We start from the raw sequence: 12,988 nt of genomic DNA on the forward strand, positions 1-12,988 counted from the left end.
TTCCCGACCTCCCGCGGAAAGCGAAGCGCCTGGAACGGAGATCAACCGGCTTTACGGAAACATAAAAAAGAGGCAACCATCCCGGCTGCCTCTTTTATTATTTCGCTTCTAAACGACGGATACGCTCATTTAAATCAGGGTGAGTAGAGAATAAAGAGCTCTTTCTCTTCCCGTTGATTTTAAGAGATGCAATCGCAGTATCTCTCTCTTCTGTTACACGGTTTGTGTAAGCCTGAAGGGAACGCAATGCATGTACCATTTTGTCTTTACCTGCAAGGTCTGCGCCTCCACGGTCCGCGTGGAACTCACGGTAACGGGAGAAGGCAAATACGACGATGCTTCCAAGAATCGAGAAAACAATTTGGAACACGATAATCGCAATAAAATGCACGATTGGTGCCATTTCTTCTTTTACAAAACGAGACGCGATGAATGCTGCGATACGAGCCAAGAATACAACGAATGTATTCACAACACCTTGCAATAACGTCATCGTTACCATATCACCATTTGCAATATGGGCAACCTCATGGGCGATAACACCTTCAACAGCTGCATCGTCCATTTCATCTAATAGACCAGAAGAAACAGCTACTAAAGAACGGTTTTTGGAAGGACCTGTAGCAAATGCGTTTACCTCTGGAGAATAGTAAATTCCAACTTCTGGCATTTTGGTGATACCAGCTGCACGGGACATGCGGTGAACCATTTCAACAATTTGACGCTCTTGTGTGTTCATCGGACCGTCTGGATCGATGACCTTCACGTTCATCATTTTCTTTGCCATCCAACGGGACATCAATAGGGAAATGAAGGAACCTGTGAAACCAACGATGGCACTGAATATTAGAAGTGCACCGAAGTCAATTCCGCCTGATTCGTTAATATAATTTCCTGCACCAGTCACCATAAAGATGATGGAAATCGTCGTTAAGACAAGTACGTTCGTAAGGATAAAAAAGAATATACGTTTTGCCATGTTTCTCCTCCTGAATGTTTTGAGGTCTTATGAACCTCTATCTCGCTTGTCTCTATTATAGAACGAATTGCCTAACTTTTCAACGAAAGTGTCTGACATTATTTGACGAAACCGGCTGGCCAATTTACTATAAATGCAGGAATGACGGATGAAGAGGGTGTGTTTGGTATGGAAAAAGAGTGGACCAGAATGTATTTGGCGGAGTTCCTAAGAAAGATGGAACAAGGAACCCTTTCTGTTGAAAAAGGGCAGGACATGCCGAAAAGTTTTCAAAATCTTTCTTTTAAGAAGGCAAAAGAGGAAGTTGGTTTAACGATGTCTGATATCGTTTGGCTCGGCAATCAATTGGAAAGCGCCCATTACACAGAGCCGGCACTTAAGAACTGGGTGAAGCGCGAGATAAAAGAATACATCGGTGGTCCTCAAGTTGGAAGAAAATATTCCATTCAGCAAGCCGCATTGCTTTTTATCGTAAAAGACCTTAAAGTGCTCCTTGATTTTGAAGCCATAAGAAAGGTCCTCGGATCCGTTTTTAATAACCCAGTTAAGCGGGAAGACGATATTATCAGTCCTTTGAAGTTTTATCAAGGGTATGCTCGTTTATACGAGCAATTGATGCAAAAGACAGACCTGCTGACGGAGAGCAACATCAAACGGGAAATCGAACAATTTTTGGACAATGATGAAGGGTTCCCTTTAGAAGGTAAAGAGAAGATCTTTGATGCCATGATGGTGGCAACGCTTGCTGTTCGAACTAATTTTTTGAAAGCGTGGGCACAACGGTATGTGATGAGAGAAAACGGAAAAGAATAAGTTTATTGCATGTAAACGCTTCACTTGTGGAAGTTAGGTTATAATAGGTTTAAAGCTTGATTTGACTAGGCTTAGTATGGTATTTTCAATGCGGACTATCACGAAATAAATTACCTTGAAGAAGGGAAGTTTTTATATTATGGCAAAGCAGCAAATCGGCGTCATCGGTTTAGCGGTAATGGGAAAAAACCTGGCAATGAACATTGAAAGCAGAGGTTATTCCGTTTCGGTATTCAACCGTTCCCCGGAAAAGACAGAAGAATTCCTGCAAGAAACAGAAGGAAGAAACTTCAAAGGTACATACAGCATCGAAGAATTCGTACAATCTTTAGAGTCCCCACGAAAAATTTTACTAATGGTAAAAGCAGGCGGACCAACAGATGCAACCATTGATTCCTTAAAACCGTATCTTGATAAAGGTGACATCCTGATTGACGGTGGAAACACACTTTACACAGATACAATCCGACGCAACAAAGAACTTGGCGAGCTTGGCTTGAACTTCATTGGTACAGGCGTATCAGGTGGAGAAGAAGGAGCATTGAAAGGTCCTTCCATCATGCCTGGCGGACAAAGAGAAGCATACGAACTAGTGGAAGATATTTTGAAAAGTATCTCTGCAAAAGTAGAAGGCGACGCTTGTTGCACATACATCGGTCCAGACGGTGCAGGACATTATGTGAAAATGGTGCATAATGGAATTGAATATGGTGACATGCAATTGATCAGTGAAGCATATTACTTATTGAAAAATGTTCTTGGTTTATCAGCACAGGAGCTTCACGAAGTATTTGCAGAGTGGAATAAAGGCGAACTGGACAGCTACCTAATTGAAATCACAGCAGACATCTTTACAAAAGTGGACGACGAAACAGGCAAACCGCTTGTGGATGTTATCCTTGATACTGCGGGTCAAAAAGGTACTGGAAAATGGACAAGTAAGAGCGCGCTAGACCTTGGCGTTCCACTTCCAATCATCACAGAATCCGTATTCGCACGCTTTATCTCTGCGATGAAAGAAGAGCGCGTGAAAGCTAGCGGCATCCTTCGCGGACCAGAAGCAGTCGCTTTTACTGGTGACAAGGAAGCGTTCATCGAAAGCGTGCGTAAAGCACTTTACATGAGTAAAATCTGCTCTTACGCACAAGGATTCGCACAATTGCGTGCAGCATCTGAAGAATACGGGTGGGACCTTAAGTACGGAGAGATCGCAATGATCTTCCGCGGCGGCTGCATCATCCGTGCCCAATTCTTACAAAAAATTAAAGAAGCATACGACCGTGAGGCGGGACTTGCAAACCTATTGCTTGACCCATACTTCAAAGAAATCGTGGAAAGCTACCAAGGCGGACTTCGTGAAATTCTTGGCGTTGCGATTCAGCACGGTGTACCTGTACCATCCTTCTCAAGCGCGTTGGCATACTATGACAGCTACCGTTCTGAGACGTTGCCGGCAAACTTGATCCAAGCGCAGCGTGACTACTTTGGCGCTCACACCTACCAACGTGTGGACAAAGAAGGAATTTTCCATACAGAGTGGATGAAGTAAGGTTTGATTGAAATGGAACCAATCCATGGTTCCCGCTAGATGCGGGGGCCGTGGGTTGGTTTTTTTGTGGGGTGAGTACTGGCTTTAATTGGAGGTTAGTTGGTTACAATGGATATATTTGATTAACAATGGATAAATGCCCGTTTACAATGGATATATGGAATTAACAATGGATAAATGACCAGTTACAATGGATATAATCATTTTACAATGGATAAACGGGATTCCCTGCAATAATTGTGGTACACCACCCCCAAAACTCTCCTAATCCCCACAAAAAAACCACCCCGCCCCCGAATTCCCCGAGGCAGAGTGGTCATTCTACTTAAATCTTACTTCATATCCATCAAAACTATACGTGCTGGGGATGCATCTACACCACTCAGCTTCAACGGCGCTGCACACATGATGTACTCGCCTTCTGCGATATCTTTCAAACGCAGGCCTTCAATGATGATCACGCCATTTGCGAATAGCGTTTTGTGTGTCGGGTGGCCTTCCTGGCTGCGCTCAATGCCAAGTGCATCAACGCCAACGCCACTTACGCCGATTTCAGCCAAATAAGCCGCCGCGTCTTCTGCTACAAACACAAAGTCAAAATTAAATTCTTCGTCAAAGGAGTTTTTCGTTTTGAATAACAGGAAATCGTCCTTTTGGATGTTTAGACCTTCGATATCCTTTACCGTAATGCGGTCCTCCACCCCAGTCAAATCAAACACTTTACAAGGGCCGACAAGCTTTTCCAAAGGCAAGGTTTCGATTGTTTCGCCGTCCACTACCATATGAAGCGGGGCATCTACGTGTGTTCCTGTGTGGACATCCAGCTCCAGGCGTGTTTCAGTGACATAACCGTTTGTGTTGGTCGTTTGTTTTGGTTGCTTTTCAGGTTTATTTTTATATACTGGCATTCCCGTGTAAATAGGGGATGATACGTCGTAAACTTTCATGTAATAAAAAACTCCCTTCTATTTTCAAGCACTAGCGTTCAACGAGCGTTCAGGTGCTTACAATGGCCACCAGTGGAAGCCGTCTTTTTCCAATAACCCATCTGCCTGCTTTGGACCCATGGAACCTGATTCGTAGTTAGGAAAGTCGAATGCTTTCGTGTTTTCCCACGCTTTGGAGATCTCATCGATAAAGCTCCAAGACAGGGCCACTTCATCCCAGTGGGTGAAGTTTGTCATATCACCGCGCATTGCGTCATAGATGAGACGTTCATAGGCTTCTGGTGTGTTGATACCATCGATGCAGTTGTTCGTATAATCGAGTTTGATAGGTGTTGTTGTTACATCTTTACCCGATTTTTTGGCATTTAAATGCAAGGTGATTCCTTCTTCTGGTTGAATGTTGATAACTAGAAGGTTAGGATCTACTTTTTCCCCGCGATTATAGTATAAGTTCATCGGTATATCCTTGAATTGAACGATAATCTTCGTGGACTTTTCCGTCATTCTTTTTCCAGTTCGGATATAAATTGGGACGCCTGCCCAGCGGAAGTTGTCAATCATCAGTTTACCGGCTACATATGTTTCGGTATTGGAATTAGGGTCCACAGAATTTTCCTCACGGTACCCTTGGACTTGGTTGCCGTCCACAATCCCAGCTCCGTATTGACCTCGTACGAAATAGTCCTCCACATCATCTTGCTCAATCTTTCTCATCGCACGCAAAACTTTTACTTTTTCACTGCGAATCTCTTCTGGATTCAGTTTGATTGGAGGCTCCATCGCAAGGAGCGCAACCATTTGAAGCATATGGTTTTGCACCATGTCTCTTAGGGCACCAGAATTTTCGTAATAACGTCCTCGATCTTCCACTCCAAGCACTTCGCTGGAAGTGATTTGGATATTGGAGATGTAACGGTTATTCCATAGTGGCTCGAAAAGGGCGTTGGCAAAACGGATTACTTCTATATTTTGGACCATTTCTTTTCCAAGATAATGATCAATACGATAGATTTCCGATTCATCGAACGCTTGACGAATTTCAGCATTCAAATCTTTCGCAGACGGAAGATTGTGTCCGAACGGTTTTTCAATAACAAGGCGCTTCCAGCCATCTGTTTCTGTCAGGCCTTCTGACTTTAGGTTTGTTGCAATCGTGCCGAAGAACTCAGGTGCCATCGCAAGATAGAAAATTCTATTACCGTTCGTTTCATAGTCGGAATCCAGCTCCCCGCATAATCCTTTTAGCTGTTGGTAAGATTCGCTGCTTGTCACATCAAAAGGATGATAATAGAAGTGTGAGCTGAACTCTTCTACATTTCCGTCGCCATTTGCCACACTGCTGACGGAAGTAGACACATTCGAACGGAACTCCTCATTTGTGAGTGGACGTCTTGCAACGCCGACAACAGCAAAGTTTTTAGAGATGCTACCATTTTTATAAAGACGGTAGATGGAAGGATATAGCTTGCGTTTCGCTAGATCTCCTGTTGCACCAAAAATGACAATTAAAGATGTCGGATTTTCTTTTTTACTCACCATAAGAACCTCGCTTTATGTACTATTCTTTAAAATATGTGTTATAACATTACCGTTGATTAGGCTGATTAATTATGTAAAAATGTAACAATTTCAAAAATAAGTATGAAACATTGAAAAAATAACCTACCCAAGTATTTTATTTTATCTGTTACGGGGGAGGAATTCAATCTTTATTAAGCCTTATTTACTTATCAACCACTATATCACATCTGAGGTTGAATCTCAGAATAATAGGCCTCACCGTTAGTATGAAAAAAGAAGGACAAAACCATTCATATAGAAACTTTAAGGCCTCATTGTTTCTTCTATATGATAAAGTAAGAAAGACAGGAATGAACGGAGGACAAACTGGTGGAGAATGTTAGAGGAACTTGGAAAACATGGTGGGAAAAGGAATCGTCCCAAAAGTATTATAAAGAATTGATGGACTTTCTAGAAGAAGAGTATGCCAACCAAACCGTCTACCCTGAAAAAAAGTCCATCTTCTCAAGCTTTGAGGCAACAGATTATGAAGAGGTAAAAGTCGTCATTTTAGGGCAAGACCCGTACCACGGAAAGGGTCAGGCACACGGTATGAGTTTTTCTGTGCAGAAGGGCATTCGAATACCGCCTTCCCTAAAAAATATCTATCAGGAACTCTATGATGATCAAGGTCTAGAGCCTGTGAGTCATGGCTTTTTGATGGAGTGGGCGAAGCAAGGTGTGTTATTATTAAATACGGTTTTGACGGTTAGAGAGAGCAGTCCAAACTCCCATAAAGGAAAGGGCTGGGAACTTTTTACCGATGAAGTCATCAGGCTTCTGAATAAACGAGACAAACCAATCATCTTCATCCTATGGGGTAAACATGCGGAGCAAAAGGAAGCATTGATTACAAATAGTCATCACTACATCCTGAAGAGTCCCCACCCAAGCCCTTTTTCCGCACGAAAAGGTTTTTTTGGCAGCAGACCATTCTCAAAGGTAAATGCCATCCTGGAGGAATTAGGCGAAGATGCAATCAATTGGCGGTTGACGCCTTAAAAAAGAATAATTGAGGAAGTGCAAGAATGCAAACTTGGAAAAAAACGATCCAACATATAGTCCAACACCGTAGTTTTATGAATGCCGTCATGTTTGTTATCCTCTTGAACGCTATCTTGATCGGGGTAGAGACATATCCGGATTTAAGATCAGAATATGCAGGACTGATTCATGGCTTTGAAGTGTTCTTTTTATGGTTTTTTACCATTGAAATCATTTTAAGGTTGCTGGCAGAGAAAAAAATTCATCATTTCTTCCGAAGCAGATGGAATGTATTTGATTTTGTCATTGTCGCGGGGGTCCTCTTTTTTAGTGGAACCTATTTTATATCTGCCATCCGAATTTTACGTGTCCTAAGGGTTTTGCGGGCTATTACCGTAATACCATCCTTACAGCGCCTTGTGACAGCTTTTCTAAAAACAATCCCGTCTCTTGGAACAATTATGATGCTATTATCGCTTGTCTTTTACATCTACGCGGTATTGGGAGTCTTGCTTTATGGAGATATTTCACCAGAATATTTCGGTTCGTTGCATTTAGCGCTTGTAACTCTGTTCCAGGTCATAACATTGGAATCATGGGCAAGTGGCGTATTCCGTCCTATATTTGCTGAAAGCCCACTTTCTTGGGTATATTTCGTCTCCTTTATCCTCGTTGGAACATTTATCGTTTTGAACCTGATTGTTGGGGAAATCTTGAACAACATTCAAGAAGCAAAGGAAGAGGAAGTAAAAGAAGAGAAAATAGAGGTCAGTAAAAAAGAACTGGCGAAAATTACAAACGAGATTGCTCAGTTGAAACAACTTTTACAACAGAAAGAAAAGATATAAAGGCATGGACACGAAGGAATTAGTAAAATTTCTTCGTGTCCTATTTTTTATAAAAAAGTTTTGAATCATACTTAAGACCCAGACTCTATATGCCGAAATATAAATAAAGAGAGAAAACGAAAGCGATTATTTGTGCAAACGGTTTCATTTAAAAGGGTGTGGGGGGTAGTAATATGGGTAGTATGAGGAAAAAACTTTTGGTTTTAACTTTATTAATTGGAAGCATAGGCTTGGCTGCATCTATTGTTATTTGGGTAAATAGCATGCAGGTGCAAAAGGGTGTCAATGAGTTAGATGAGATTACCAAGATCAATGAGAGTTATTTTGAACTGGTGCAATCTTATCAAAGCACATTGGCCGATATGTACTTTGTCGTATCAAGTGGATACTCCAAAACGCATGTTGAAAAAATTGAGAAGAATCTAGAGCAAACTGAAAAGAAGCTTCAGGATTTCGAGCCTTATTTTACGGAATTTGAGGAATTTGGTCAGCTGAAGCAGTATTTTGTTGTTTCACATGAAACATTGTCAAAACAATTCGACATCATTAGCGATGTTACGAATGCAGCCAACATGGATCGCGTTCGAATTACGACATCGGAGGACCTTGCAAAAGCAAGAAATCAAATAGAGCGTGCCAATGATAGTGGCATGCAGTTTTTACAGGCTTTTAATGATGAAAATAGACAGGTCATTCAGGATAAAGTAACTTCAACCGAGTTATGGACCTTAGTGACGCTTGGTATCCTTGTATTGGTTCCGATTTTTGCGCTCTTAATGTTCAGGAGCGCATTCAACAAGGGGGTCAACCAGGTTCTTTGTCGAGTCAACGCCTATCAGGAGGGGGACTTTTTATATGAAGCACCCCAATCTTCTTTTAGAAAAGATGAGTTTGGGCAGATTGAAACTGCTCTCACCACCATGGGGCAAAATATAGATCAACTAATGCAAGGAAGTATTGGTGCAAACCAACGTCTTCAGCTTGTCATGAAAGAGCTTTTGGTAGCAGCGGAACAAAATTTAGAAGAGTCAGCTGAGATTAAACAGCGCTCTGAACAAGTAACGGAAAAAGTGTCCATGCAGTATGAAGGGACGACGGCGATTTCTGCCGTAACAGAGCAGGCTTCCGCCAGTACGCAGGAAATTTACAGCATTGTCGATGAAATGAAACGTAACCTAGAAGCAATGGAGAGTCTATCGAAAAGAGGGGCACAATCATTAAAACAGATGGTGACAGACATGCATCACTCTTCTAAGGAAACCGAGACAATCGTAGACCGTTTTACGAAAATAAAAGAGGATATTGATGAAGCCAACAGCTTCCTCAAAGGAATAACAGAGATTACAACACAAACCAACTTGCTTGCCCTTAATGCCTCCATTGAAGCGGCAAGGGCAGGGGAGGCTGGTAAAGGATTTGCTGTAGTGGCAGAAGAGATCCGAAAGCTTTCCGGCCAAACAGATCTATTTTCCAAGCAAATTAACGGCATTACTGGTCGCATCCAAGAAGATACCAATGAAGTCCTGAAAGAATTCCAGCTTTTCAAAGAAACAATTGAACAGACGAACGAAAAAAATGAAGCATCCGCCAAGCTGTTCCAGGAAATTTCCACTAACAGCGGGACTTTGCTAGAGCAGGGTACTCATATTACTGTGACCATGCAAGAAATCAGTCAAGGAGTCAATGAAATTGTCCATTCAGTAAATGACTTGGTTGCATCCTCATCAGAATTAACAGAGGAAATGGCAGAGGTTGTCAAGGCTGCAGATCATCAAGTTGACTTATCCAACAACATGAGACGGACGGTAGATACAGTGAAAGAGACAGCAGAAGATTTGGCTGCCAACATTGCATCTATAAACATGAATAAATCGTGAACATAAAGCCTGTGGAGCGAATTCTCCGCAGGTTTTTTATGTTAAGGAAAGATGGAAAATGGTAGAATGAAGGTTGGACAAGAAAGGATTAGAGAGGAAGGGTGGCCAGCATGACTAAACGGATAAATTGTAGTAAATGCAAGCATTACTATGTCACCTGGGATGCAAAGTTTCCAAAAGGCTGCCGGGCATTCGGTTTCAAGACAAACCAGTTGCCATCCGTTGCCGTGTTTCGCTCTTCCGGAAGTCCTTGTTTAAAATTTGATGCAAAAGATTCACCAATAAAACCCGGCCAGAACGGGTATTATGTGTAAAAGGAGTTCACTATGAAAAAAATAAATTATCTTCCATGGATCATCGGCATTTCCATCGCGGTAAATGCACTGGTAGTTGTGCTGTTTTTCCTTCCTCAATATGAAGGGTTAGCACACGTCGATTTAACATTTTTGCCGATGATGAACGCGATTTTTAACAGCTTTACTTTTGTCTTCTTGGTATGTGCTCTACTTGCTATCAAAAAGAAAAATATAACGATCCATCGCCGATTCATATTGGCGGCATTTTCATCCACGACCTTGTTTTTAGTTACCTATGTGACCTATCATTCCCTAACAGAGTCCACTCCATTTGGCGGGGAAGGAATTATTCGTTCCATCTACTTCTTTATATTATTAACTCACATCGTGTTGGCTGTCGTAATCGTACCTTTGGCGTTGTACTCCTTGGCTACAGGGCTAAGCATGCATAAAGAACGACACCGGAAGATTGCGCGCTGGACCATGCCTTTATGGTTATATGTCAGCCTGACAGGTGTGATTGTGTACTTGATGATTTCGCCGTATTATTAAACATTATTGGATCTGAGAAAAAGGAGGGAAGAAGGATGAGCATAACGCTGGATAAGGTTCTCGCACGCTTGGAGTCGGAACTGGAGCGGGCCATAGATACTGGAAATGTGCAAAAAAAACGGGAGCACCTTGCTGCGATAAAGTCTCTTTGTGAGCTTGCTTTGGAGGAGGAAGTGGTAGAGGATAGATTTCCTTCGACAAGGACGTCAATTCAACCTGCCGCGGTGTCAACGGCTCGTAGCATCCAAAGAGCGCCCGTATCATTCGAACAAGCGGCACCCATCTACACGCCGCCCAATCAACCGCCAACCATCACAAACGCCCCGTCCAAACCTATTAATGAAGACGACGCAAACGGGGACTCCCTGTTTGATTTTTAAGATAAGGGGTCAGACCCCTCTTTAACTATCTAAAGTGTTAAAGAGGAGTTTTATTGTTTTTAGGGTTCCTCTCTCCCCACAACTTACCATACTAAAAACGGCGTGGTAACTTAAACTATAAACACCCCAGTAAGTAATGGAGGTGTTTTACATGCCTGGTGGTACAGACGGATCGATGTATGGTTTGATGGCGGCGTACGTAAGCACGAATTACGACCCGTCGACAAAACTTTCCCACGATCGTTATGAAGTGTATGTAAATGGTGACTTTGTTGGGCAGAAGAATCTGCTCTCCACTAGAGAAGACGTCACAAGTGTCAATGAATTCTTACATTCACATGGATATAATGACTTTTTGTCTAACATAGATGGTGATCATTATCATATACAAACGGAAAAGAAAGAACGGGAGCTCAAACAGGCTCTGCAGATTTATCTTCATTCTAGATAATTAATAAATGCCCTAATCGCTTTGCTTGCTGGAGCGGTAGGGTGTTTTTTTATTTGGTTTGGAGAGAAGTGAACATTATGTGTACTTACATATCATATTGCGGGTTGCGGTTTAGTGTCCCGCTTGGTCAGGAGAAGCTAATACTATATAATTCATTATATTGAAGAAATAAAACAGACCTTTTGAAAGGTGGAAAACTGATATGAATTTATTTATCATCCTTGCAGCAATAAACGGATTTTTGGCAGTGGCTCTTGGGGCATTTGGAGCACACGGACTAGAAGGAAAAGTATCCGAGAGAATGATTGAGATCTGGAAAACAGGAGTCACCTACCAAATGTTCCATGCCGGCGGACTTTTTGTGGTGGCGCTTCTAATGGAACGCTTTAGCAGTATAGGCCTATTGAGCTCGGCAGGTTGGTCCTTCCTTATCGGAATCGTCCTATTCTCCGGAAGCCTGTACATCCTTACCCTATCCGGCGTAAAAATACTAGGAGCCATCACCCCACTAGGCGGCGTAGCCTTCCTCATTGGATGGGTGCTAATCATAGTTGCCTCGGTGAAAGGATAAAGGTGTTTTGAACGAAGGGTTTAGGTTATTGCGTTGAGGTTTTAGAGAGGTAAAGAGTTAAAGAGGGGTCTGACCCGCTGTGCGTTAATGCGTTAACACACAGCATCGTCAGACCCCTTTATTATTTGTTCTTTTGCTTTGCCTTTATCTTGGTTGATACTGGGTTAGACCTTGGCCGCCGCTGTTGAATGGGTATTCGTAGTCAAGTTCTTCATCAAATGTAATGTAGTCTAGGTAGACCATTAGAAGAAGATAACGTTTGCCGGTTTGCGGATCACTCAGGATGATGTGATCGCGTCCTGCCGCTTCAATAATGCCTTTAAAAATTTTGGCGTTCCATTCCCGGTTGTTCTCAAACGTCATGTACACAGTTGCCAGCTTACCGCGATTTAAGCGAAGAATATTTTCAATATAGGATTGTTCTAGCGGCAACATGCCGGGAATATCCTGACCACCTTGTGGGCCACCAGATTGAAATTGTGTTGGATAAGATGGTATGCCTGTTTGCTGGCCGGCAACTTGTTGTTGTTGTTGAGGTTGTTGTTGCATTTGTTGCATAGGATAACCTCCACCTCCACCGCCGCCATACCACTGCTGTCCATAGTTTCTGAAATAGGATGAGTAAGGATCTGCTCCGTATCCCGCTGAAAAAGGGGTACCTGCTGCCTGAGAAAACTGTTGATTCATCTGTCATTCCCTCCTCAAAACTTTTATCTGCTTCATTGTGAGAAATAACGCCCATCTTCACGCCCATACCCATCGCTCGGGCTGAAGAGGGTGCTATAGTTCAAAAGATTAAGTCGCACTACTTGATTGTATGAATTTTTAAGAAGGAATATGACAGGGGTTGGTAGGGTGGGAAGATGTAAGACTGTTGCGGTGAGTTATTATAAATTTCGGTAGGAGAGAAGGCGTCTCTACGCCCGAAAAAGAAGTGAGCCGTAGATTTCGGTAGGAGAGAAGGCGTCTCTACGTCCAAAAAAGAAGTGAGCCGTAGATTTCGGTAGGAGAGAAGGCGTCTCTACGCCCGAAACAGAAGTGAACCGGGAATTTCGGTAGGAGAGAAGGCGTCTCTACGCTCGAAAAAGAAGTGAGCCGTAGATTTCGGTAGGAGAGAAGGCGTCTCTACGCCCGAAAAAGAAGTGAGCCGTAGATTTCGCTAGGAGAGAAGGCATCTCTAA

Annotated in this window: 14 protein-coding genes; 10 read left to right on the top strand and 4 right to left on the bottom strand. The window is 42.6% G+C overall.

Features of this window, described 5'->3' with window-relative positions; genetic code table 11:
• Positions 1–97: 97 nt before the first annotated feature.
• Complete coding sequence (gene htpX, locus AAV98_RS19455; RefSeq protein ID WP_060667174.1) at positions 98–979, bottom strand: protease HtpX; 882 nt, start codon at positions 977–979, stop codon at positions 98–100.
• A 102-nt stretch (positions 980–1,081) separates the two neighbouring features.
• Here htpX and AAV98_RS19460 point away from each other — a divergent pair, with 102 nt between their 5' ends.
• Together AAV98_RS19460 and gndA are read left to right on the top strand one after the other, a co-directional pair.
• Positions 1,082–1,792 (top strand): DUF1836 domain-containing protein, encoded by a 711-nt coding sequence (locus AAV98_RS19460; RefSeq protein ID WP_060667175.1) that lies wholly within the window; start codon positions 1,082–1,084, stop codon positions 1,790–1,792.
• 139 nt (positions 1,793–1,931) lie between these two features.
• Positions 1,932–3,341: an NADP-dependent phosphogluconate dehydrogenase gene (gndA, locus tag AAV98_RS19465; protein ID WP_060667176.1), complete on the top strand. Its 1,410-nt coding sequence runs from the start codon at positions 1,932–1,934 to the stop codon at positions 3,339–3,341.
• Positions 3,342–3,673: 332 nt separating this feature from the next.
• Here gndA and AAV98_RS19470 read toward each other — a convergent pair whose 3' ends face one another.
• Together AAV98_RS19470 and zwf are read right to left on the bottom strand one after the other, a co-directional pair.
• Positions 3,674–4,288, bottom strand: coding sequence for a cyclase family protein (locus AAV98_RS19470; RefSeq protein WP_060667177.1), 615 nt, complete (start codon positions 4,286–4,288; stop codon positions 3,674–3,676).
• A gap of 57 nt (positions 4,289–4,345) precedes the next feature.
• Positions 4,346–5,827, bottom strand: coding sequence for a glucose-6-phosphate dehydrogenase (zwf, locus tag AAV98_RS19475; RefSeq protein WP_060667178.1), 1,482 nt, complete (start codon positions 5,825–5,827; stop codon positions 4,346–4,348).
• A 351-nt stretch (positions 5,828–6,178) separates the two neighbouring features.
• Between zwf and AAV98_RS19480 the strand changes: the two genes are divergently transcribed.
• The 8 genes from AAV98_RS19480 (at position 6,179) to AAV98_RS19510 (ending at position 11,807) form a co-directional block, all read left to right on the top strand.
• Positions 6,179–6,850, top strand: coding sequence for a uracil-DNA glycosylase (locus AAV98_RS19480; protein ID WP_060667179.1), 672 nt, complete (start codon positions 6,179–6,181; stop codon positions 6,848–6,850).
• 26 nt (positions 6,851–6,876) lie between these two features.
• Positions 6,877–7,680, top strand: a complete 804-nt coding sequence (locus AAV98_RS19485) for an ion transporter (protein WP_060667180.1) — start codon at positions 6,877–6,879, stop codon at positions 7,678–7,680.
• 1,238 nt (positions 7,681–8,918) lie between these two features.
• Positions 8,919–9,557, top strand: coding sequence for a methyl-accepting chemotaxis protein (locus tag AAV98_RS20960; protein ID WP_442853694.1), 639 nt, complete (start codon positions 8,919–8,921; stop codon positions 9,555–9,557).
• Between the two features lie 110 nt (positions 9,558–9,667).
• Positions 9,668–9,871, top strand: coding sequence for a hypothetical protein (locus tag AAV98_RS20105; protein ID WP_082380966.1), 204 nt, complete (start codon positions 9,668–9,670; stop codon positions 9,869–9,871).
• Positions 9,872–9,883: 12 nt separating this feature from the next.
• The gene (locus AAV98_RS19495) at positions 9,884–10,405 is read left to right on the top strand and encodes a DUF420 domain-containing protein (RefSeq protein WP_060667182.1); all 522 of its coding nucleotides are present in this window, start codon (positions 9,884–9,886) and stop codon (positions 10,403–10,405) included.
• Between the two features lie 35 nt (positions 10,406–10,440).
• The gene (locus tag AAV98_RS19500) at positions 10,441–10,785 is read left to right on the top strand and encodes a YwdI family protein (RefSeq protein ID WP_060667183.1); all 345 of its coding nucleotides are present in this window, start codon (positions 10,441–10,443) and stop codon (positions 10,783–10,785) included.
• A gap of 151 nt (positions 10,786–10,936) precedes the next feature.
• Positions 10,937–11,236 (top strand): hypothetical protein, encoded by a 300-nt coding sequence (locus AAV98_RS19505; RefSeq protein WP_060667184.1) that lies wholly within the window; start codon positions 10,937–10,939, stop codon positions 11,234–11,236.
• 202 nt (positions 11,237–11,438) lie between these two features.
• On the top strand, positions 11,439–11,807 hold the full coding sequence (locus tag AAV98_RS19510; protein WP_060667185.1) for a DUF423 domain-containing protein: 369 nt from the start codon (positions 11,439–11,441) through the stop codon (positions 11,805–11,807).
• 144 nt (positions 11,808–11,951) lie between these two features.
• Here the strand turns inward: AAV98_RS19510 and gerQ are convergent, their stop codons facing one another.
• Positions 11,952–12,494, bottom strand: coding sequence for a spore coat protein GerQ (gerQ, locus tag AAV98_RS19515; RefSeq protein ID WP_060667186.1), 543 nt, complete (start codon positions 12,492–12,494; stop codon positions 11,952–11,954).
• Positions 12,495–12,988 lie beyond the last annotated feature (494 nt).

The organism is Bacillus sp. CHD6a (assembly GCF_001293645.1).
Classification (GTDB): domain Bacteria; phylum Bacillota; class Bacilli; order Bacillales; family Bacillaceae_I; genus Sutcliffiella_A.